The sequence below is a fragment of the Rhizobium sophoriradicis genome, from assembly GCF_003939025.1.
GTDB classification, from domain to species: Bacteria; Pseudomonadota; Alphaproteobacteria; order Rhizobiales; family Rhizobiaceae; genus Rhizobium; species Rhizobium sophoriradicis.
On the sequence record NZ_RQIH01000003.1, the window covers coordinates 328,335 to 348,914 of the forward strand.

Sequence of the window (20,580 nt, forward strand, 5' to 3'; positions counted from 1 at the left end):
CGGCTTGATAAGCTCCGTCGGCAGGGTTAGTTTTTCCGGAATTTCCGATGACCCGAAACTTCCGCTCCCGCCTCCGCCGGCAATTGCATGAAGCGCAGCGACGAGACGACCCCGATCGCTCCGACCAAGACGAAGGCCCAGCGGAAGTCGGCAAGAACGGGCGTCTCGGCGCCTCTGAGAGCCGCCGCGATGTTGAGCACGGCGGCCGCCACGGCCACGCCGAGCAGCATCGACACCTGCTGCAGCATGCTCGACAGCGTCGAGGCCGAGCTTCGCTGCGCCGGGCCGATATCGGCGAAAGCCAGCGTGTTCAGCGCGGTGAATTCCATCGACCGCGACAGGCCGGCAAGAAAAAGCAGCGCATGGATCAAAAACTGCGGCGTGTCAGGCGTCAGAAACCCGCAGGCGACGATCGAAAACGCCGCGATTAGCCCATTCAGCACAAGCACCGTGCGGAAACCGAACAAGCGCAGGAGCGGCGTCGTCACCGTCTTCATGCCGAGATTGCCGAGGAAATAGACGAGCAGATAAGTGCCGGCGGCAATTGAACTCAGCCCGAAACCGAGCTGGAACAATAGCGGCAGCAGGAACGGCGTCGCATTGACGGCGACCCTGCAGGCCGTGCCCGCCGACAGCGTCGACATCGAGAAGGTCTGTACGCGGAAGGCCGAAAGGTCGAGAAGCGGATTGTCGACTGCGAGGAAATGCCGCGTCGCCATGACGGAGAGCACGATGCCGGCTGCGAGCATGGATATGACCGGCAGGAGCCCGCCTTCCCATTTGACCGAGAGTTCCAGGGCGGCGAGCAGGAAGGTGAGCCCTACCGCACTAAGCACGAAGCCAACGAGATCGAGACGGCCGGTGTCGGCTTCGCGCTGCTCCGGCACGAAGCGCAGCACCAGTCCCATGCCGAGAATACCGATCGGGATATTGATGAGAAAATTCCAGTGCCAGCTGGCATAGGTGGTGATGAAACTCCCGAGCACGGGGCCGATCACCGGCGCGGTCAGCGCCGGCCAGGTGATCAGCGCAATCGCCTGGACGAGTTCGGACTTGCGGGCGTTCTTCAGCACGATGATGCGCCCGACCGGCGTCATCAGCGCGCTGCCCGCCCCCTGGACGGCGCGCCACAGCACGAATTCCATAAGGCTGCCGGACAGCCCGCAGAACAGCGAGGCGCCGGTGAAGACGCCGATCGACATCAGGAAGACACGGCGCGCACCGAAGCGATCGCCGAGCCAGCCCGACAGCGGAATGAAGGCCGCCATCGTCAGCATATAGACGGTGATGCCGATGCTCATCGACACCGGCTGCACGCCGAAGCTTGCCGCCATCTGCGGCAACGAGGTGGCAACGATCGTACCGTCGAGAATCTGCATGAAGAAGGAGACGGCAACGACCAGCGCCACGATCTTCGCCTGGCGGCCGCTTGCCGCCTCTTGCCGGTTCTCGCTTGTCTCTGCCGTGGTCATCGATCTCACAATGCGAATTGTCGGCGCGGCGGGAAACTGGAAGGAGCCGATCGGAGGATCTGCCGCGGGAAGCGCGCGAACGACGCCGCGCGTTGGCTGAATACGCCCGTTGCATCAGGCCGGAAAGGCTAAATCTTGCAGTGGGACAGAATATTCCCGATACGGCCGGCGGTCGGCCCAAAGAAAAAGCCCCGCCGAAGCGAGGCCAAGTTTGAACCCTCCCGGGAAAACAGGAGCGGCGTCGACTCCATATCCTGCGGCCCATATCGCCGCGAGGCCAGATTTCGTCCCATTGGTACGCCTGCCGCAGAAATTTCCCGGATTTTCGGAAATAGAGGGCCGGACCCGCTGCCGCCGACCGACGCGGCGCGTGCGCTGCAGCGACGATTGTGCCTTGCAATGTTTATAAAAATGCGTATCACTAAACATATTGCTAAACATGATGATTGAGGAGTTCATGTGAGCATTCTCTAAAACGGGTGAACATGCGACGCCGGCGGGGAGCCGGCATTGGTTCTGGGAGGAACTTATGCAGAAAACATCGAAAGCCCTTCTTGGGCTGTCCGCGGCATTCGTCATGTCGTCGGCATTGCCCAATCTCGCCAAAGCCGATGAACTGACGCTGTGCTGGGCCGCCTGGGACCCCGCCAATGCGCTGGTCGAGCTGTCGAAGGACTTCACCGCCAAGACTGGCACGCAGATGAAGTTCGAATTCGTTCCCTGGACGAGTTATGCCGACCGCTTCCTCAACGAGCTGAATTCCCATGGCAAGCTCTGCGACCTCATTATTGGCGACAGCCAGTGGATCGGCGGCTCGGCCGAGAACGGCCACTACGTCAAGCTCAACGACTTCTTCGGCAAGGAAGGCATCAAGATGGATGACTTCGTGCCGGCGACGGTCGTCGGCTACTCGGAATGGCCGAAGAACACGCCGAACTACTGGGCGCTGCCCGCCATGGGCGATGTCGTCGGCTGGACCTACCGCAAGGACTGGTTCGAGAAGCCGGAACTGCAGAAGGAATTCAAAGCGAAATACGGCCACGATCTCGCAGCCCCGAAGACCTACGACGAACTGAAGCAGATCGCCGAGTTCTTCCAGAAGCGCGAGATCGACGGCAAGACCGTCTACGGCGCCTCGATCTATACCGAGCGCGGTTCCGAAGGCATCACCATGGGCGTAACCAACGTGCTTTACGACTGGGGCTTCCAGTACGACAACCCGAAGAAGCCTTACGATATGGAGGGCTTCGTCAACTCGGCCGACGCGGTCAAGGGTCTCGAATTCTACAAGTCGCTCTATGATTGCTGCACTCCGCCCGGCAGCTCCAACGTCTATATGGTCGAATCCGCCGACGCCTTCAAATCCGGCCAAGTCGCGATGCAGATGAACTTCGCCTTCACCTGGCCCGGCCTCTACAAGGACGAGAAGGTCGGCGGCGACAGGATCGGCTTCTTCCCCAATCCTGCTGAAAAGGCGCATTTCGCCCAGCTCGGCGGCCAGGGCATTTCTGTGGTGTCCTACTCCGACAAGCGCGACGCCGCCCTGCAATACATCAAGTGGTTCGCACAGCCCGAAGTGCAGGCCAAATGGTGGGAGCTCGGCGGGTTCTCCTGCCTGAACTCCGTCGTCAACGCGCCGGATTTTACCAAGAGCCAGCCCTATGCCCAGGCCTTCCTGGACTCGATGGCGATCGTCAAGGACTTCTGGGCCGAGCCGAGCTACGCCTCGCTGCTACAGGCCATGCAGAAGCGCGTCCATAACTACGTGGTCGCCGGCAACGGCACCGCCAAGGAAGCGCTCGACGGCCTGGTGAAGGACTGGAGCGACGTCTTCAAGGACGACGGCAAGATCTAGTGCCGGACGACGCGACAGTCGGCATCCTTCTGCGCGCCATCCTGACTAGGATGGCGCCCGGATCGGCAGACGAGCCGGGCCGCCAGATCTTCCGTATCCCTATAGACCGGGTGAAAAATTGACCATTTCCCATTCCTCCATTGTCGAGAAGGCGGCCGATGCGACAGCAAGGGCAACGCCGGTCTCGGTCGCCAGGCGCGTTCGCGGCCTCTCCGACAGGGCGATCGCCTGGCTGTTCATTGCGCCGGCCATCACCTTGCTGTTGGCGATCAATATCTTCCCGCTGCTTTGGGCGGTCTATCTCTCCTTCACCAATTACCGCGCCAACCGGCCCAATGCGCCGGTCCAGGGCGTCGGCCTTGGAAACTACGAACGCGTTCTCAACGATCCCGATATCTGGCAGGCGATGCAGACCACTGCGCATTTCGTCTTCTGGACGATCGTGCTGCAGACGGTGATCGGCTTTACACTCGCATATCTCATCGACCGCAAGTTCCGCGGCCATGCCTTCTGGACGACGATCATCCTGATCCCGATGATGCTGTCGCCCGCCGTGGTCGGCAATTTCTGGCGCTTTCTCTACGAGCCGCAGATCGGGCTCTTCGCCTATGCCGTCTCGCTGGTATCAGGCGTTCCGACCTCAGATATCCAGATGCTCGGCAACGTCACACTGGCGCCCTGGGCAATCATCATCGTCGATACCTGGATGTGGACGCCCTATGTGATGCTGATCTGCCTCGCCGGCCTGCGCTCGATCCCCGACTATATCTACGAGGCGGCAGAGGTCGACCATGCCTCGCCATGGCGCCAATTCTGGTCGATCACGGTGCCGATGGCCCTGCCCTTCATCATGCTCGCCGTGCTCTTCCGCGGCATCGAGAATTTCAAGATGTTCGACATGGTGACGCTGCTCACCGGCGGCGGGCCGGGTTCGGTCACCGAGGTAGCCTCGATCACGCTGAAGCGCGCCGCCTTTGAAAGCTGGGCGACCGGCCGGGCTTCGGCCTTCGCCATCGTCCTCTTCGTCGCGGTGTTCGGCCTCGCCAACATCTATGTCAAGGCATTGAACAAGGTGAAGCAACGATGAGCGCCGCCAACTCCGCCCATTCGGTCGTCGTACCGAGCCTGTCCAGCAAACGCATCGCCGGGACGATCGTCGTGCTCTACGCGCTGATCACCCTCATCCCGCTCGTCTGGATCTTCCTGACCAGCATCAAGTCGCCGCCGGATTCGATCAGCTATCCTCCGAAGATCGTCTTCACGCCGTCTCTCGAAGGCTATTGCAACCTGTTCACGACGCGCACCCGGCAGACCCCTGACTATATCGCTTCGCTGCCGGCTCCGGTCGGCGCCTGTGATGAGGTGACGCGCAAGCGCAACATGGTTATCGCCGGTCCGTCGAATTTCTTGCCGCGCTTCGTCAATTCGCTGGTGATCGCCTTCGGCTCCACCTTCCTCGCAGTCTTCCTCGGCACGCTCGCCGCCTATGGCTTCTCCCGCTTCAAGATCCCGCTCGCCGACGACCTGCTGTTCTTCATCCTGTCGACGCGAATGATGCCGCCGATCGCCGTCGCCATCCCGGTCTACCTGATGTACCGCGAGCTCGGCCTGTCGGACACGGCCCTGGGCATGATCCTGCTCTACACTGCCGTCAACGTCTCGCTCGCCGTCTGGCTGCTCAAAGGCTTCATCGACGAGATCCCGCGCGAATACGAGGAAGCGGCCATGATCGACGGCTATACCAGGCTGCAGGCCTTCCGCAAGGTCGTGCTGCCGCAGGCAACCACCGGCATCGCAGCGACCGCGATCTTCTGCCTCATCTTTGCCTGGAACGAATATGCCTTCGCCGCCCTGCTGACCTCGGGCGAGGCCCAGACCGCACCGCCCTTCATCCCGACGATCATCGGCGAAGGCGGGCAGGACTGGCCGGCCGTTGCCGCCGGCACGACGATCTTCCTGATCCCGATCCTCGTCTTCACCATTTTATTGCGCAGGCAGCTGCTGCGCGGCATCACCTTCGGAGCCGTCCGCAAATGAGCCACCTGATCGAAACACGCACCCGCACCCCTGCCCGCCCGAAACGGTCATTCTTTCTGCGCCGCCGCCCGATGGAAAACATCGCAACCGTGCTGATCGGGCTCGGTTTCCTGATGCTGTTCCAGCCCTTCCTGCTGGTGCTCTACACCTATTCGCTGGTGACCCTGCTCTTGGGTACCGTGATGTTCATCATCGTTTCGAAGTTCCCGGAGTGAACCATGGCGGACATCCGTATTGAAAATCTCCGCAAGGAATTCGGCAGCTTCGTCGCCGTTCAGGATTCGAGCTTCACCGTCCATGACGGCGAGTTCCTGGCGCTGCTCGGGCCTTCCGGCTGCGGCAAGACGACGACGCTTCGTATGATCGCGGGGCTCGAACTGCCGACAAGCGGCAGGATCTATCTCGATGGCGAGGACGTCACCTTCAACCGCGCCAGCGCCCGCGACATCGCCTTCGTCTTCCAGCTCTTTGCGCTCTACCCGCATATGAACGTGCGCAAAAATATCGGCTTCCCGCTGCTGTCGCAGGGCATGCCCAAAGCCGAGATCCGTCAGCGAGTCGAAGAGACGGCCCGCCTGCTGCAGATCGACCATATCCTCGATCGTTCGGTCTCAGGGCTTGCGGGCGGCGATCGGCAGCGCGTAGCGCTCGGCCGCGCTATCGTCCGCCGGCCGAAATGCTTCCTGATGGATGAGCCGCTCGGCACGCTTGACGCCGAGTTCCGGGAGATCATGGTTCACGAGCTGCGCGAACTGCACAACCGCATCCACGCCACCACCGTCTACGTCACACACGACCAGCACGAGGCAATGGCGATGGCCGATAAGATCGCCGTGATGAACCATGGCGTCATCGAGCAGTTCGGCACGCCGCAGGAAATCTACGCCAAGCCGGCTACGATGTATGTCGCCGATTTCATCGGTTCGCCGCCGATGAACTTCATGCGCTTCATCTCGGGCCTGAAAAGCGGTGACCGCTCCATCCTGCTCGACGGCGTCGATGTCGCCGTTCCGGAGATCCATCAGGACATGGCCCAAAGCGAGCTGGCGCTCGGCGTGCGGCCGGAGCATATCCGCTTCAGCGACGCCTCGCGGCTGCGCGGCGCCGTCTACGGCAGCGAATATCTCGGCACCAACCAGGTCGTGGCCGTGGAAACCCAGGGCGGCCTGATCAAGGCCCGCGTTCCCGCCAATCGCAGCTTCCGGATCGGCGAGACAGTCGGCCTTGAATTCAACCCGGCAAAACTCGCGCTCTTCGACTGCACGTCGGGCCGCGCGGTGCCCTCCCAGCTCTATCAGGAGACCCGGAATGGCTGATGTCGTCCTCAGAAACCTCAATAAGCACTTCGGCGATACCCAGGCTCTGTCCGATCTCGATCTGTCGATCCGCGACGGCGAATTCGTCGTGCTGCTCGGTCCCACAGGCGCCGGCAAGACGACGACCCTGCGGTTGATCGCCGGCCTCGAAAAGCCAGATGGCGGCCGCATCGAGATCGGCGGCCGCAACGTCGCGGCCGAAGCGCCCGCCGAACGGGATGTCGCCTTCGTCTTCCAGCAATATTCGCTCTATCCGCACATGACGGTTTACGAGAACCTCGCCTTCCCGCTGAAGGCGCCGGTCCGCAAGCTGAGCGCGGAGGAGATCGACCGGCGCGTGCGAGAGGTCGCGCGCATGGTCAGGATCGACCACAAGCTGGAGAACCGCTCGACCAGGCTTTCCGGCGGCGAGATGCAGCGTGTCGCTATCGGCCGCGCGCTGGTGCGCCGGCCGGCGATCTATCTGATGGACGAGCCGCTCTCCTCGCTCGACGCCAAGCTGCGCGCCGAACTGCGCCTGGAGCTGAAGCGCATCCAGAAGGAGCTGGGCTCGACACTGCTCTATGTGACCCACGACCAGGTGGAAGCCATGACGATGGCTGACCGCATCGGCATCCTCGCCGAGGGCCAGCTGATGCAAGTGGGAACGCCGCGCGAGATCTACGGCAATCCCGCCAACCTGCATGTCGCCGCCCGCCTCGGCCAACCGCATATCAACTTTCTGCCGGCGGACCTGCTTCCGGGCGGCAAGCCGCCGGCCGGCACGAAGACGGTCGGCGCCCGTACCGAGCATCTCGACATCACCGTCGGCAAGGAAGCCAATGCCGAGATCGACTGGATCGAACATCTCGGCGACCAGAACCATCTGCATATCAGGGCGGGCGATCACAAGCTCGTTACACTTGCTGATCCATATCTGGCGATCGCGCCGGGCGACCGGATCAGTCTGGCGTTGCGCGATCCCCTTTATTTCGATGCGGCTGGACAGCGCCTGTCCTGACCGGCAAACAGACGTGACGATGGCATGAAGAAACAAACAGACGGGTCTCAATCGATGAAACACTTCTTCAACCGCAGGGAAAACATCGTCACCGAAGCTCTGGATGGTCTGCTTCTGACGAGCAGCAACGATCGTCTCGCCCGCCTCGACAGCTTCCCCGATATCAAGGTCATCCTGCGCGCGGATTGGGACAAGTCGAAGGTGGCGATCATCTCGGGCGGCGGCGCAGGCCATGAGCCCTCCCATGCCGGCTTCGTCGGCAAGGGCATGCTGACGGCGGCCGTCTCCGGCGAAATCTTCGCTTCGCCGAGCGTCGATGCGGTGCTGACGGCGATCCGCGCCGTCACTGGACCAAAAGGCGCCCTGCTGATCGTCAAGAACTATACCGGCGACCGCCTGAATTTCGGCCTTGCCGCCGAAAAGGCGCGCGCCGAGGGCTTCGATGTCGAGATGGTCATCGTTGCCGACGATATCGCCATTCCCGGTATCAACCAGCCGCGTGGCGTCGCCGGCACGCTGTTCGTTCATAAGATATCGGGCTACCACGCCGAAAGGGGCGACGACCTGAAGACGGTCGCGGCCCATGCCGCTGCTGCTGCCGGCGACATCGTGTCGCTCGGCATGTCTCTCTCCACCTGCAGCGTGCCTGGCCAGGCGCATGAGGACCGCCTCGGCGAGAACGAAGGCGAACTCGGCCTCGGCATCCACGGTGAGCCTGGCGTCGAGCGCATCACGCTGCAGCCGGTCGCAGATATCGTCGCCACCATGGTGGCGCGCCTGTCGCCTGCGCTGCGCGAGGGGGAAAGCCATGCCCTCCTCATCAACAATCTCGGCGCGGTGCCGCCGCTGGAAATGGCTGTGATTGCCAATGCCGTGCTGTCCTCGCCGCTTGGCCGCCGCGTCCGGCTGATCATCGGCCCGGGGCCGATGATGACCGCGCTCAACATGAACGGTTTCTCGCTGTCGCTGATTCGGCTGGATGACGCTCGCGATGCGGCGCTGATGGCGGCGGTCGAGCCGCATGCCTGGATGCCGGCGGTCGAACGCCACGAGATCCGGATCATCGCCGCACCGAGGACGGCTGCCGGCTTGAACGGCGCGGCTGCGGCCGGGGAGAACGCCCGCAACCGCCGCCTGATCACGGCGCTCTGCGAGCATCTTATCTCTCGGGAAAGCGAACTCAACCGGCTGGACGGCCGCGTCGGCGACGGTGACACCGGCTCGACGGTGGCGTCAGGCGCCCGCAGCGTGCTTGCTCGCCTCGACACGCTGCCGCTCGACCGGCCGGCGGCAACACTTGCCTCGCTCGGCGATATCCTCGGCGCCAGCATGGGCGGATCGAGCGGCGTGCTGCTGTCGATCTTCTTCACCGCTGCCGCGAAGGCCATGGCCGACAGAGCCGATTTATCGGCAGCCCTCCTTGCCGGGCTGGACAGGATGACATTCTATGGCGGAGCCGCAGTCGGCGACCGGACGATGGTCGATGCGCTGTCGCCTGCCCTGCAGGCGCTCGCCTCCGGCGATCTCGCCGCGGCGGCCAGAGCTGCGGCAGCGGGTGCGGAATCGACCAAGGCGATGACGAAGGCCGGCGCCGGACGCGCCTCCTATGTCGGCGAAAGAGATCTACTTGGCGTTGCCGATCCCGGTGCCGTCGCGGTTGCCGGCGCATTCGGCGTGGTGGCAAGCCTCGCCTGACCGGAGTAAGGTTTGAGAGCCGCGCGGGAGATGCGACGACAGGGAGGATGACAGTGCAGGCGGAACCGATGCTTGTTGCGGGATTGATCGAGGTGTGCCGCGCGACGATCGCGGAAAACACCGATCACCTTTGCGCGCTCGATCGTGCCATCGGCGATGGCGATCACGGAACCAACATGCGGCGCGGCTGCGAGGCGGTGAGCGCCGAAGGCGAAAGCCTGTCCAGCCTGCCCTTCGCTGACGCCGTGGAAAAGATCGGCCTGACGCTTGTCATGAGTGTCGGCGGTGCGGCCGGCCCGCTCTACGGCACGCTGCTGATGGAAATCGGCCGTGAGCTTCGCAAAAGCGAGGAAAAGGCCGATTTTTCGCTGGTGCTGAAAAAGGCGATCGATGCCGTCGCAAGGCGCGGGCGCGCGCATGCCGGCGACAAGACGCTGCTCGACGTGCTCTATCCTGTGCATGCCGAGTTGGAGGCTCGGTCTCCACTCGGTGACATTGCCCGCAAGGCCGAACGCTCCGCCAGCCGCACTGCCGACATGAAGGCAATGCGCGGCCGCGCGGCCTATCTCGGCGAACGTTCGATCGGCCATGTCGATCCCGGAGCGTCGAGCTGCGCGCTGCTAACCACGGCGATCTGCCGCTATCTCGGGGAGCATCGTCCGGAATGAATGGAAAAACCGCAAATGTGGGTATCGTGATCGTCTCCCACTCGCCGCTGGTGGCCAGGGGTATCGCCGACATGGTGCGGCAGATGGTCGGCGACTGCGTGCCGCTCTCCTGGTCCGGCGGCAATGTCGATGGCGAACTCGGCACCGATGCCGGCGGCATCCTGAGAGCGATCGAGGCCGCCTGGTCCGATGCCGGCGTTGCCGTCTTCGTCGATCTCGGCGGCGCCGAAACCAACAGCGAGATGGCGATCGAAATGCTGGGGCTTCCCCGCTCGGGCCTCGTCTCCATCTGCAACGCGCCGCTGGTCGAGGGAGCCGTCATCGCTGCCGCCGAAGCGTCGGGTGGCGCGTCCCTGGCCAAGGTCGTCGCTACAGCCGAGGAGCTGTCCCCCTGATGACCAGCGGATTGCGAATAGAAAAACAGGAGCCCGAGCCATTGCCCGAGCCATCTAAGGTGAACTGCCAGACGGAGGTGGAAGTCAAGCATGGCGTGGGGCTGCATGCCCGCCCGTCGGTCACCTTCACGCGGCTTGCCAAATCCTTCCCCTGTTCGATCGAGATCGCAGTCAACGGCAGCGATGTCTGGCTGAACGGCAAGAGCATCATCAAGATCATGGGCGCGAGAATCCGCAAAGGTTCGATCCTCAGGATCCGCGCCAACGGCATCCTCGCCGAAGAGGCGATCCGCGCGTTGAAGGAACTCATCGAGCGCAACTTCGATGAGGAAAAAAAACATGGCCGAACCGCTTAGGCTGAGAGCAAAGAGCGCATCCCCGGGCATCGCATCCGGCCCGGCCTTTCTGGCCGAGCGGTCGGGTGCTGGTCGTGCGCCCCAGACCGCCGGCGGATACGGCGCGCTGGAGAAGGCGATCGACATCTCGATCGGCGAGCTTGAGCGGCTTGCCGAGGGGGCCGACGCCGAAAGCCGCGATATCATCGATTTCCAAATCGAGGTACTGCGCGATCCCAGCATCGCCGAAGCGACCGGCGCACGCATGGAAGAGGACCAGAACGTCGTCTTTGCCTGGGTCGCCACTCTGGATGCCTATATCGCTGAACTCGAAACGGCCGACGAAGAGCAGATGCGGGCGCGTGCCGTCGATATTCTCGACATCAAGAATCGTGTGCTCGATGCGCTCTCCGGCACCCCGACCGCCGATTTCCCGCCAGGCTCCGTCTTTGTCGGCAAGGACATGGAGCCGAGCCGCTTTCTCGCCCATGACTGGTCGAAAGGCGGTGGCATCGCGCTCTTCTCTGGCAGCATCGCCGGTCATGTCGCTATGCTCGCGCGGGCGAAGTCCGTGCCGATGGTGGTCGGCACGGGCCGCTTTTCCGCCGTGGACGGAGATCCGGTGAGGGTGGACGGCGACGCCGGTGCGGTCTTCCTCAAGGCGGGCGGCATGCTGATCCCATCGCCGGTGCCTGCACGAACTCCCCCCGCCGACAGGCAAACCGAAAGCGGCGAGCTACGCACGGCGGACGGCGTGCCGATCCTCATCTCCATCAACATCAACGATCCCGCCGAGATCGGCGCGCTGGATCCGGCAACGGCAGGCGTCGGCCTTATGCGCTCGGAATTTTCGGTCACCTCGATCGCCGATGTTGCCAACGAGGAACGGCAGCTGGCGATCTATCGCCGCGTGCTGGAACAGGCGGACGACAGGCCAGTGAGCATTAGAATGCTTGACATTGGCGCTGACAAACCGCTCCCCGGCCTTGAAGATCTGCCTGCCGTGGCCTCGGGTCTGCGCGGCATCCGGCTGCTGCTTGCCTGGCCTGAAATCGCCCGCGTCCAGGCCCGCGCCCTGCTACGCGCCGCTGTCTTCGGCAGGCTTTCGGTGATGCTGCCGATGGTGACTTTGCCCGACGAGATCGACAGGATGCGCGAGCTGTTTCGCGAAGAAGCCGAAAAGCTCGGCCGCCGTGGCCTGCTTCACCGAATGCCGCCGATCGGAATGATGGTGGAGGTGCCGGCAGCCGCGTTGATGCTCGACACCTTTGGGTCGGCTTCATTCTTTTCTTTCGGGACCAATGATCTCACGCAATATCTTGCCGCCTCCGCCCGTGACGACATCGATGCCGATGCCGCCACGGCAGCCCCCGCCGTGCTCCGGCTGATTGCCCAGGCGGTGAAGCTCGCCGCCGGCAAGCCGGTCAGCATTTGCGGCGACATGGCCGGCGACCCCGGCTATCTGCCGGGACTGCTCGCCGCCGGCCTCAGGCATTTTTCCGTGGCGCCGGCCCGGCGTCCCGCGATAAGATCGGCGATCATCGGGCTCAACGCCGATGGCACAAGGGCAGCCGGAGAGTAGGATGGCGCGCGAAGACACCGAAGACGCCATTATTGCCTACAAGTCCATTCTGGCGCAGATCATCGACAACAGGCCTTCGGGCACGCGCCAGCGCCTGGCAACGGCACTTGGAAAACACCGAAGCTTCGTCACCCAGATCACCAGCCCGACCTATGCGACGCCGCTGCCGGCGCGCCATCTCGCGACGATCGTCCGCGTCTGCCATTTCAGCGCCACTGAGGAGGAACGCTTCCTCGAAGCCTATCAGGCCGCCCATCCTGGCAAGCTGCCGGATCTCGGCCACTCCGAGAAATTGCGGCACCTGTCGCTGATGGTGCCGGATTTCGGCGACGACAGGAAAAACCGCCTGCTGGAAGAGGCGATCTCCGATCTGGTGCAGAAGATCGTCGCGATATCGGTGCGGAATGACGAGTGACATGCTTGACGTAACGTAATGCCCTTGGCCTTGGGAGGGGCTTGATGAAGAAGTTCATGAACACTGCGGAAACCATGGTCGCCGAAAGCGTCGAAGGCTTCGTGCGCGCCCATGAGACTTTCGTGATGTTCGGGCCGGAGCGCAGATTCATCCGCCGCCGCCATCTTACATCGGGCAAGGTGGCGCTCATATCAGGTGGCGGCGCCGGCCATGAACCGATGCATATCGGCTTCGTCGGCCACGGAATGCTGGACGCCGCCTGTGTCGGCCACATTTTTACCTCGCCGACGCCGGGCCAGATCATTGCCGCCATCGAAGCAGCCGATACCGGCGCCGGCTGCCTGCTCGTGGTCAAGAATTACGACGGCGATCTGATGAATTTCGAAATGGCGATCGAGATGGCTGGCGAGCGCCACCGCCTCGACATGGTCATCGTCAGTGATGATATCGAAACGTCGAGAACAGGCGAAAGCCGAGGCCGTCGGGGCGTCGCCGGAACGCTGATCGTCGAAAAGATCCTGGGTGCTGCGGCCGAACGCGGCATGTCGCTTGACGAGCTGAAGCAGCTCGGCGAAGGGTTGAACACACGCATCCGCTCGATGGGGGTGGCGCTGAACGGCGTGACGGTGCCGCAGACCGAGCGCACGACGTTTGCGCTCGAACCCGGCGAGATGGAAATGGGCGTCGGCATCCATGGCGAGCCCGGCCATGCCAGGCAGCCCTTCGCCACCGCCGACGCCATCGTCGGCCATCTCTGCAAGACGATCATCAGTGACATCGCCGCGGCGCCGGGCGCCCGGGCGCTGCTCTTCGTCAACGGCCTCGGCGGCACGCCGCCGGCCGAACTTTACCTCGCCTATAACGGTGCCCGCCGGTTCATCGAGGAGAGCGGCATCCCGATCGAGCGCTCGCTTGTTGGAAACTACGTCACTTCCCTCGACATGCAGGGACTGTCCGTTACTCTCGCTTTGCTGACTGACGAGGAGCGCTCGCTCTGGGACGCGCCGGTGGCAACGGCGGCTTTATATTGGCCGTGACCCACAGTATTCAGATGTAAAGTGGCGCCATCTTCCGCCAGGCGCCGGCGCGATGAGCGCGGCCGTCCCAGACATGCAGCTGATGGCGAATATTCTTCTCGCCCAGCAGCCGGCTGAGATAGCGATTGTTGGCGAGGAAGGGATCGGCATCGCCGATGGTCAGCACGATGTCGATCTCGCGCAGCCTGTCGAGCCGCCAGTCGGCGCCGAGGCCGGGCAGGAAATGTGTTGGCGTGTGGAAATAGACGCTGTCGTCGTAATAGCCGTCGAACAGGTCGCCGAAGGATTCCACCTTCATCGTCAGGTCGTAGCGCCCGGAAAAGGCGACAAGCTTGCGGAAGAGATGCGGGTGGTGGAAGACGAGGCTCGCCGCCTGGAAGGCGCCGAGGCTGCATCCATGCACAATGGTGCAGTCATGCGAATTCTTCGCCGCCATCAGCGGCAGCACCTCGTTGAGGATATAATCCTCCAGCGCCGCATGCCGGCGGATGCTCTCGGCCGGATGCCGATGGAAGCCGTAGAGGCTGTCTGCCGCCAGGCCCTCGATGCAATAGAGCTGGAGATGGCCGGCCTGCAGCTTGTCGGCAAGGCTGGCGACCAGGCCGAGCTGCTCATATTCGAAAAATCGCCCTTCCCGCGTCGGAAAAACCAGCACCTTGGCGCCGGCATGGCCGAACACCAGCATCTCCATGTCTCGATGCAGACGCTGACTGTACCAGCGCAAATATTCGCGGTTCATGACACCCTGAAAAACTGTCCGATCTTGTCGCGGAGAACCGCCTCTTGCTCAGCACTTCCAGGGTAGTCGAAATGCCCGGCGTCCAGGATGAAGATTTCATTAAATTTCGGTATCGAATTGGCGACAGCGAACTGGCAGGGCGGCGCGACGGCGGGATCGAAAAGCGCGACCGCCGTCAGCATCGGCACCTTGATCCGCCGCGCCGCTGTCGCCGCATCGTAGAGACGCAGCGTTTCCAGCACGTCTCCATGTTTTGCCTGATATTCCTGCACCCCTTGCGCGCTGCCGACGCTCGGCAGCTTGAGGCGCAGCGGCTGGTGCCCGAAGCTCGGAAGCGCCAGATGCCCGCGGTCGATGCGGTCATCATAGGCGATCGCCATCGCCCCGACACCGCCGCCGAAGCTGATGCCGCTATAGCCGATATGCCCTGACAGCCAGGGATAGAGCGCAACGAGCGTCGAGACGGCAAGCCAGATATCCTCGACGCAGCCGCCGATGATATAGGAATCCTTCTTGTCGATATCGTGCAGCACATGCCAGGAAGGATTCTCGGAAATCGGCGGATGAGCGCTGAGCGACAGCCCGCGGCAGCAGGGAAGGATGAGCGCGGTTTCGGTGACCGGCAGGTCGAAATCCGGACGCTCGCGTCCACCGTAACCATGCCCGACGACCAGGCCGCGCCGCACCTCCCCCTCGCGTGGCAGCAGCAGCCAGCCGCCGATCCGGAACGCATTCGTGGAGAGATAGACGAGGTCGAGTACGTGCCAGTCAGGATGGGTGAGCTCGCTGCGGGAAAGCGCCGGCTGCGGATCGACGGTCAGCGCCTTTTGATACCGCGCCTCCCAGAATGGGTCGAACCCATCCGGCTCCTCCGGCGGCTCGACCGCAAGCAGCTCGTCGAGCTGCATGCCGTAAGTGGGATCGAAGGCGAAAGGATGTGTCGCGGGAATGCTCATCCGGACTTTGTCGCGTGAAAGCACCGGCCATGCAAGGCTAAGTGGCGGCTACTTGCCCGTCTGCTCTCGCCGCAAGGCTACGCGGGCTAAAGGTCCGATGGAGCAGACCGCCCCCGCCTCCGTCATTCCTATGCTTGTCACAGGAATCCAGTCACGGCGCGCGCTGTGGATTCCAGACGAGCCTAAAAGTGAGTCTCCCAGCGCCCAAGGACTTGGACGCGCTGGAAATTCGGCTGATACGTCCGACGCCGAATCTGGCCGCCGCCCGCAGCTCTACGGTAGGCGACGGCCGGGCGGTCACCTGAAATCACGCCATCACCATTGCGATTTAATCGGATGCGATATATATATATTGCGCTAGTAACCGAGACAGGATAAACCCATGCCCACGTCCAAGGCCGCAAAACAGTCTGTACCCGCCTCTCCTGGAAGTGGCGGTGAGGTCCGTAAGCTTTCGACCTTCCTGTGCTTCGCGGTCTATTCGGCCAATCTCGCCTTCGGCCGCGCCTACAAGCCGATCCTGGACGCGCTCGGCCTGACCTACACCCAGTATATCGCCATGGTGGCCCTCTCCGAGGAGGACGACCAGACGGTCAGCATGCTGGGAGAAAAACTGTTCCTCGAATCCAACACGCTGACGCCCATTCTCAAGAAGCTGGAGTCGGCCGGCTTTATCACCCGCCATCGCGATCCCGCCGACGAACGGCAGGTGCGTGTCAGCCTGACGCCAGCGGGGCGCAATCTTCTGGAAACGGATCCCGGCTCCGCCCTGACCGACGCCGTCGGCCTCGGCGAGGATTTCCCCGTCGTGCAGAAATCGGTGACGCGGCTGCGCGACAACCTGCTCCGGGCACAGGCGGAGCCGCAAAAATCATGATCGCGGCCCATGTCGGCACCTGATGACATGGCCGAGATCGCAGTCGGCGCATTGATTGAAAATGGCAGCGTTCTTCTCGCCAGGCGAAGTTCGGAGCGCAGGACGCACCCGGATCGGTGGAGCCTGCCGGGTGGTCACGTCGAAGAAGGCGAAGATGCCGAGACGGCCATGCGCCGGGAATTGCTGGAGGAAATTGGCGTGACGCCGCAGCACTGGCTGTCTGCCGGAGAGTTCGTTTCGGAGAGCCCGCCCGGGGCATTCGCCACCTTCCATGTCTATCACGTCGACCGATGGCAGGACGCTCCGCGACTTATCGACGATGAACACACGGCACTCAGATGGTTTACCGCCGCCGAGATAGAATGCGAAACCGAACTGGCGCCGCCTCAGCTTGCTGAATTGATCTTAAACCTGCTCGGACCGAAAACGAACCAAAAGGCATGATGACGGAAATGGCGCGCCCCTACAGCGCGCGCTGCCGAACCACCTCTTCAAGCGCGCCCTCCTCCATCATCTCGGCCGCCTTGGCATAACCGCCGCCCATTCCGTCGAGGAAATGCAGGTGTGAATCCGGCCGGCCCGACGGCACGAGGCAGGTCATCAGCGCATGCGACTGGCGGTGCAGCCCGAAATCGATCTCGCCCCGCGCCCGCGCTGCAACGAGCATGGCTTCGACGCTGTCGATCTGGTCCGGCGCGCAGTCCAGCGTCAGGCGCAGGCCGTCGTCGAACTTGCGGAAATCCGAATTGGAGGCGACCTCCGACCAGCGTTTCGCGCTGACCTGCTTCTCTCTTGCCATACCCGTCCCTCCGGAAAGCGGATGGGACCGGCACGGCGCGGCATCGAAAACCGCGAGAACGCGTCTTGCCAGCGCCGCAAAGACCTCCGGGCGCGTGTGGTCGCGCGGTTCAACCAACAATGACAGGATCTCGCCGCGCTGGCTCGGGAACGGCGCCCAGTCGCAGCTCAAGCCCGTCAGGTCAGGCTTCATCGCATAGCGGCCGGGCTTGACCAGAAAGAGGCCATTCTTGATCTGCTGCTCCGCCCATTTGATCCCGCCTCCGGCAAACATCGCATAGGTCGCGCTCTCAGAGGCGGCATAGCGCGCGATCCTGACGTCGCGCCCGTTGGCACGGATTTCGCCGACGGTGACGAGCCCGACACGCAAGTCGAGATGAAGCTCGGCTTTGGCGAAGCCCGCGACGTCACGCAAGGCCGATGTCGCCGCCATGATGCCGTTCGCCGGCAAGGCGAAGGCTGCTCCGTCTCCGCGAAACACGAAGGGAAAATCGAACGAACCCCAGGCATTGCCGAGGGCGGCGATGATCGATGCGCCGGCATAATTGACGTCTTCATAACGTCCCGATCGGATCGCCGCGGTCGAGCTGACGAAATCGGTGATGCCGATCAGCCAATCGTCAGGTAACGGCTCGTAGACATCGGGATCGAGCACAAGCGAAAACTCGTCATAGGCCCGGCGCGGCTCCGCGTGGCTGTTGACCATGGCATGTTCTCCGGATCGGCAGGTTTGGCTGCTGGCTCAGAAGCGGGTCTGCCGCCGATCGGCAGACCCCCGCTTGAAGGTGACGACGCGAGGCTGGCCCTTCCTGTTCAGATAAGCTTGGTTTCGACGTCGATATTGCCGTGGACCGCCTTGGAGTAAGGGCAGATGCCGTGGGCCGCCTCGATCAGTTCCTGTGCGATCTCGCGGTCGATGTCTGCAAGGCTGACATTGAGTCGTGCACGCAGGAAGTAGGAGCCATTATCGCCGTTGAGCGTAATCTCGGCATCGACCTCGGGACTGGCCGGCAAGGTGATTTTCCGCTGCGCGGCGGCGAGCTCGATGGCACCGATATAGCAGGCTGACCAGGCGGCCCCGAACAGGTTTTCGGCCGCCGGATGCGGCTGCGGAAGCTTGATGTCGAGCGTGCCGTCGCTGCTGCGTGCATAGCCGTTGCGACCGCCGGCGATGTGGGTCTTACCGGCGAAAAGAAGCTTCTCAGTCATTGTTGTATCCTTTCGGTTGATGGTTTTAGCGCATCCGATTAAATCGGATGCGCGTTAATAAGCCGAGCCGGAGTCAATGTCAACACCATTCCGATTTAATCGGATACGATTTATCTTTTTAAGAGATTTGAGCCAGCCGCGCAGGCAGGCTGAACCGGTTGCGCGTTCACATCTTGTCCGGGAATGAGCCCCCCTAGATGGAGAGTTGAGATGTCCTCCACAGCCGAAGGCAATGCGGGAGTCGGCCGCTGTAGCGCCGGAGCGGCGCTCAGACCTTCTCTTTTTTCCTGGTCTTTTCCTTCGGTTCGACCGGCGCATCCGGCGTCGGCGCCAAAAGCTTGCGCAGCGATGCGATTTTGTCCTTCACCAGCGGCCGGAAGCGCGTCGCGCGATAGGGCATGTCGGCCGCACCGTAGCCTTCCGGCCCGTCATCATTGCCGCGATGGATTTCCGCGAGCTTCACGCCAATAAACGTGCCGTCGACATAATGGGTATATTCGCCCACCCAGCGGATCGTATAGATCTCGCCCTTGCGGATCAGCTGGTCGATGCTGACATGTTTGAAGGTGTCGTTGATGCAGACCACCTTCTGGCCGACATGAAACTCATAGCTCATTGATCATACTCTCAAACGGCAATCCGCCTGGCCGATCTATAGCGCGCCCGGCGGCCGGGATGAACCCTTTTCTGCCGGCGGACGTCATGCGGCGTGACTGCGCCCCTGCCCGACAATGCCACAAGCTCAGTCGCAATAGACCTTGCCGCTCTTGCGGGAGCGCAGATCGAAGTGGAAGTGGTTCCAGTGTTCCGGGTTGCTGCCGGGCCCGAGCACGGTGTTGAAATAGCGGCAGCTATCGGTGCGCACCGCCTTCAGCAGCCGGCCCTCGCGCAGCGAGAACAGGCCCTTCTTGCGCACGTCGATCTCATGGCCGTTCTTCAGCACGAACTTGCCGACGTCGATGGCGTTGCCGCGGGCGTGTTCCGACATCGGATTGTATCGCTGACGGCTGTTGTTCATGCGCCGGCAGGAATAGCCGCCGAGCGGCTGGATCGTTCTGATGCCGCTCCAGTAGCGGTAGCGGGCCGACGGCGCCAGCTCGTTCTTCACCCATTTGGCGAAGGCGAGCGTCACCTGGCAGTTCAGCGTCACGGCCGGCCTGACGCCGATATTGCCGGAGAGGCCCTTCAGCGATACCGGATACGGCACCTGGCAGGCCGGCCCTTGCGAGATCGGCGGCTTCTCGTCGAAGAGCACGCCCATGCGCTTCAGCTCGCGCCGGCAGGCCAGCTCGGAAGCCGGCATGACGCTCGGGTCGACCGGTGCGGCGGGCTCACTCATCATCGGGTTGTTCGGCCGCAGCATCGCCACTTCTTCGGCCTCGTCCTCCTCAGGAACTCGGGACGGTGCCGTGACCGGACTGCCGTCGCTCCAGGTGGGCGCCCGGCTCATCTGCGACTGCGCGGCCGGCTGTGGCATTGCCTGTGGTGGGGGCTGGCGTATCGGTTGGTTGACCTGAAGCGGATTGTCGGTGCCGATGCCGTCGACGACCGGCTCGGTAGCATTGCCCTCGGCGATTTGTTGTTGCTGCTCCTGCGCCAGCCCGACGACCGGTTCGGCGCCGAGCTCATCGTCCATGTTGACACCGCCGGACGGGACGGCGAGGTTCTGTGTGCCGCCCCAGTTGCCGTTCGACTGGCCGGCCGCCATCGCCTCGTCACTGTCAATCATCGGCAGTTTTCGCCCCTGCGCCCCCGGCGCAGACAGCGCCCGCGGCGCGGGAGCTGCATGGCCGGTACCGGCGAGGTTCGGCGTATCGAGATAATCGACCGAACCTTGCGTGTTGCCGATCGGAGCGCTGGAAACCGGATAGGACGCTTGGCTTTCCACCGGCGCCATGCGCACGGCCGGCGCCATGCGCGCGGCACCCCGTGATGGCGAAATCGAACTGACCCTGGTGCCGTTGTCGACATTGGCCGGCGGCACCAGTCCGTCGCTGATCGAACAGGTCGTCAGCGCCACTGAGAGCAGCACGGGCATGAAGGCTTGCCGAGGAAAGGAAACAAACGCCATACTCTTATCGCTTCCGTGGGCCGGCCGCAGAGTGACCGAAAAAACTCGGTCCAATTTTAATTAAAAACGGTGAATGAAAACTTACCGGCACAATCTGGACGCGACGGAACTGAAAAAGGCGGC

The 20,580-nt window shown here is 62.9% G+C and carries 23 protein-coding genes; 15 read left to right on the plus strand and 8 right to left on the minus strand.

From position 1 onward, the window contains the following. Positions 1-26: 26 nt before the first annotated feature. Both EFR00_RS06240 and EFR00_RS32930 read right to left on the minus strand, forming a co-directional pair. Entirely contained in the window at positions 27-1,472 is a 1,446-nt protein-coding gene (locus EFR00_RS06240; RefSeq protein WP_077989349.1) for an MFS transporter, read from the minus strand. 114 nt (positions 1,473-1,586) lie between these two features. Beyond that, a complete protein-coding gene (locus tag EFR00_RS32930) occupies positions 1,587-1,931 on the minus strand; it encodes a hypothetical protein (RefSeq protein WP_164519011.1) in 345 nt (114 codons plus the stop codon). 70 nt (positions 1,932-2,001) lie between these two features. Here EFR00_RS32930 and EFR00_RS06245 point away from each other — a divergent pair, with 70 nt between their 5' ends. The 13 genes from EFR00_RS06245 to dhaK all read left to right on the plus strand — a co-directional run bounded on the left by EFR00_RS06245 (position 2,002) and on the right by dhaK (position 13,807). Next, positions 2,002-3,327 (plus strand): ABC transporter substrate-binding protein, encoded by a 1,326-nt coding sequence (locus EFR00_RS06245; protein WP_077989350.1) that lies wholly within the window; start codon positions 2,002-2,004, stop codon positions 3,325-3,327. 118 nt (positions 3,328-3,445) lie between these two features. Beyond that, entirely contained in the window at positions 3,446-4,414 is a 969-nt protein-coding gene (locus tag EFR00_RS06250; RefSeq protein ID WP_077989351.1) for a carbohydrate ABC transporter permease, read from the plus strand. Continuing rightward, positions 4,411-5,364: a carbohydrate ABC transporter permease gene (locus tag EFR00_RS06255; RefSeq protein WP_077989352.1), complete on the plus strand. Its 954-nt coding sequence runs from the start codon at positions 4,411-4,413 to the stop codon at positions 5,362-5,364. The genes EFR00_RS06250 and EFR00_RS06255 overlap by 4 nt, the downstream gene beginning before the upstream one ends. Then, complete coding sequence (locus EFR00_RS06260; protein WP_064682447.1) at positions 5,361-5,579, plus strand: hypothetical protein; 219 nt, start codon at positions 5,361-5,363, stop codon at positions 5,577-5,579. The genes EFR00_RS06255 and EFR00_RS06260 overlap by 4 nt, the downstream gene beginning before the upstream one ends. Positions 5,580-5,582: 3 nt before the next feature. Further along, entirely contained in the window at positions 5,583-6,680 is a 1,098-nt protein-coding gene (locus EFR00_RS06265) for an ABC transporter ATP-binding protein (protein ID WP_077989353.1), read from the plus strand. Continuing rightward, a complete protein-coding gene (locus EFR00_RS06270) occupies positions 6,673-7,680 on the plus strand; it encodes an ABC transporter ATP-binding protein (RefSeq protein ID WP_077989354.1) in 1,008 nt (335 codons plus the stop codon). Before EFR00_RS06265 ends, EFR00_RS06270 begins: the two co-directional genes overlap by 8 nt. Before the next feature lie 54 nt (positions 7,681-7,734). Then, positions 7,735-9,375, plus strand: a complete 1,641-nt coding sequence (locus EFR00_RS06275) for a dihydroxyacetone kinase subunit DhaK (RefSeq protein ID WP_077989355.1) — start codon at positions 7,735-7,737, stop codon at positions 9,373-9,375. Between the two features lie 47 nt (positions 9,376-9,422). Next, on the plus strand, positions 9,423-10,043 hold the full coding sequence (dhaL, locus tag EFR00_RS06280) for a dihydroxyacetone kinase subunit DhaL (protein ID WP_077989356.1): 621 nt from the start codon (positions 9,423-9,425) through the stop codon (positions 10,041-10,043). Beyond that, positions 10,040-10,438, plus strand: a complete 399-nt coding sequence (dhaM, locus tag EFR00_RS06285) for a dihydroxyacetone kinase phosphoryl donor subunit DhaM (protein ID WP_009983349.1) — start codon at positions 10,040-10,042, stop codon at positions 10,436-10,438. The genes dhaL and dhaM overlap by 4 nt, the downstream gene beginning before the upstream one ends. After that, positions 10,438-10,794 carry an HPr family phosphocarrier protein gene (locus tag EFR00_RS06290; RefSeq protein ID WP_077989357.1) on the plus strand — a complete coding sequence of 119 codons (357 nt, stop codon included), beginning with the start codon at positions 10,438-10,440 and terminating at the stop codon, positions 10,792-10,794. The genes dhaM and EFR00_RS06290 overlap by 1 nt, the downstream gene beginning before the upstream one ends. Continuing rightward, positions 10,778-12,355: a putative PEP-binding protein gene (locus EFR00_RS06295; protein WP_077989358.1), complete on the plus strand. Its 1,578-nt coding sequence runs from the start codon at positions 10,778-10,780 to the stop codon at positions 12,353-12,355. Before EFR00_RS06290 ends, EFR00_RS06295 begins: the two co-directional genes overlap by 17 nt. Position 12,356: 1 nt before the next feature. After that, complete coding sequence (locus EFR00_RS06300) at positions 12,357-12,770, plus strand: hypothetical protein (protein ID WP_077989359.1); 414 nt, start codon at positions 12,357-12,359, stop codon at positions 12,768-12,770. A gap of 44 nt (positions 12,771-12,814) precedes the next feature. Continuing rightward, positions 12,815-13,807, plus strand: a complete 993-nt coding sequence (dhaK, locus tag EFR00_RS06305) for a dihydroxyacetone kinase subunit DhaK (protein ID WP_009983281.1) — start codon at positions 12,815-12,817, stop codon at positions 13,805-13,807. Between the two features lie 10 nt (positions 13,808-13,817). Here dhaK and EFR00_RS06310 read toward each other — a convergent pair whose 3' ends face one another. Beyond that, a complete protein-coding gene (locus EFR00_RS06310; protein ID WP_077989360.1) occupies positions 13,818-14,546 on the minus strand; it encodes an esterase family protein in 729 nt (242 codons plus the stop codon). After that, complete coding sequence (locus EFR00_RS06315) at positions 14,543-15,502, minus strand: acetylxylan esterase (RefSeq protein ID WP_077989361.1); 960 nt, start codon at positions 15,500-15,502, stop codon at positions 14,543-14,545. Before EFR00_RS06315 ends, EFR00_RS06310 begins: the two co-directional genes overlap by 4 nt. Before the next feature lie 382 nt (positions 15,503-15,884). Here EFR00_RS06315 and EFR00_RS06320 point away from each other — a divergent pair, with 382 nt between their 5' ends. Further along, positions 15,885-16,379, plus strand: coding sequence for a MarR family winged helix-turn-helix transcriptional regulator (locus EFR00_RS06320; protein ID WP_009988203.1), 495 nt, complete (start codon positions 15,885-15,887; stop codon positions 16,377-16,379). 27 nt (positions 16,380-16,406) lie between these two features. Continuing rightward, positions 16,407-16,823, plus strand: coding sequence for an NUDIX hydrolase (locus tag EFR00_RS06325; RefSeq protein WP_077989362.1), 417 nt, complete (start codon positions 16,407-16,409; stop codon positions 16,821-16,823). Positions 16,824-16,842: 19 nt separating this feature from the next. On the opposite strand, the gene EFR00_RS06330 is transcribed toward EFR00_RS06325, so the two are convergent. The 4 genes from EFR00_RS06330 to EFR00_RS06345 all read right to left on the minus strand — a co-directional run bounded on the left by EFR00_RS06330 (position 16,843) and on the right by EFR00_RS06345 (position 20,457). Continuing rightward, complete coding sequence (locus EFR00_RS06330; RefSeq protein WP_077989363.1) at positions 16,843-17,883, minus strand: DUF3095 family protein; 1,041 nt, start codon at positions 17,881-17,883, stop codon at positions 16,843-16,845. 107 nt (positions 17,884-17,990) lie between these two features. Next, a complete protein-coding gene (locus tag EFR00_RS06335) occupies positions 17,991-18,386 on the minus strand; it encodes an Ohr family peroxiredoxin (RefSeq protein WP_039620462.1) in 396 nt (131 codons plus the stop codon). A 268-nt stretch (positions 18,387-18,654) separates the two neighbouring features. Beyond that, a complete protein-coding gene (locus EFR00_RS06340; protein ID WP_008535048.1) occupies positions 18,655-19,002 on the minus strand; it encodes a CAP-Gly domain-containing protein in 348 nt (115 codons plus the stop codon). Between the two features lie 126 nt (positions 19,003-19,128). Then, positions 19,129-20,457, minus strand: a complete 1,329-nt coding sequence (locus EFR00_RS06345) for an extensin-like domain-containing protein (RefSeq protein WP_077989364.1) — start codon at positions 20,455-20,457, stop codon at positions 19,129-19,131. Positions 20,458-20,580: the final 123 nt, after the last annotated feature.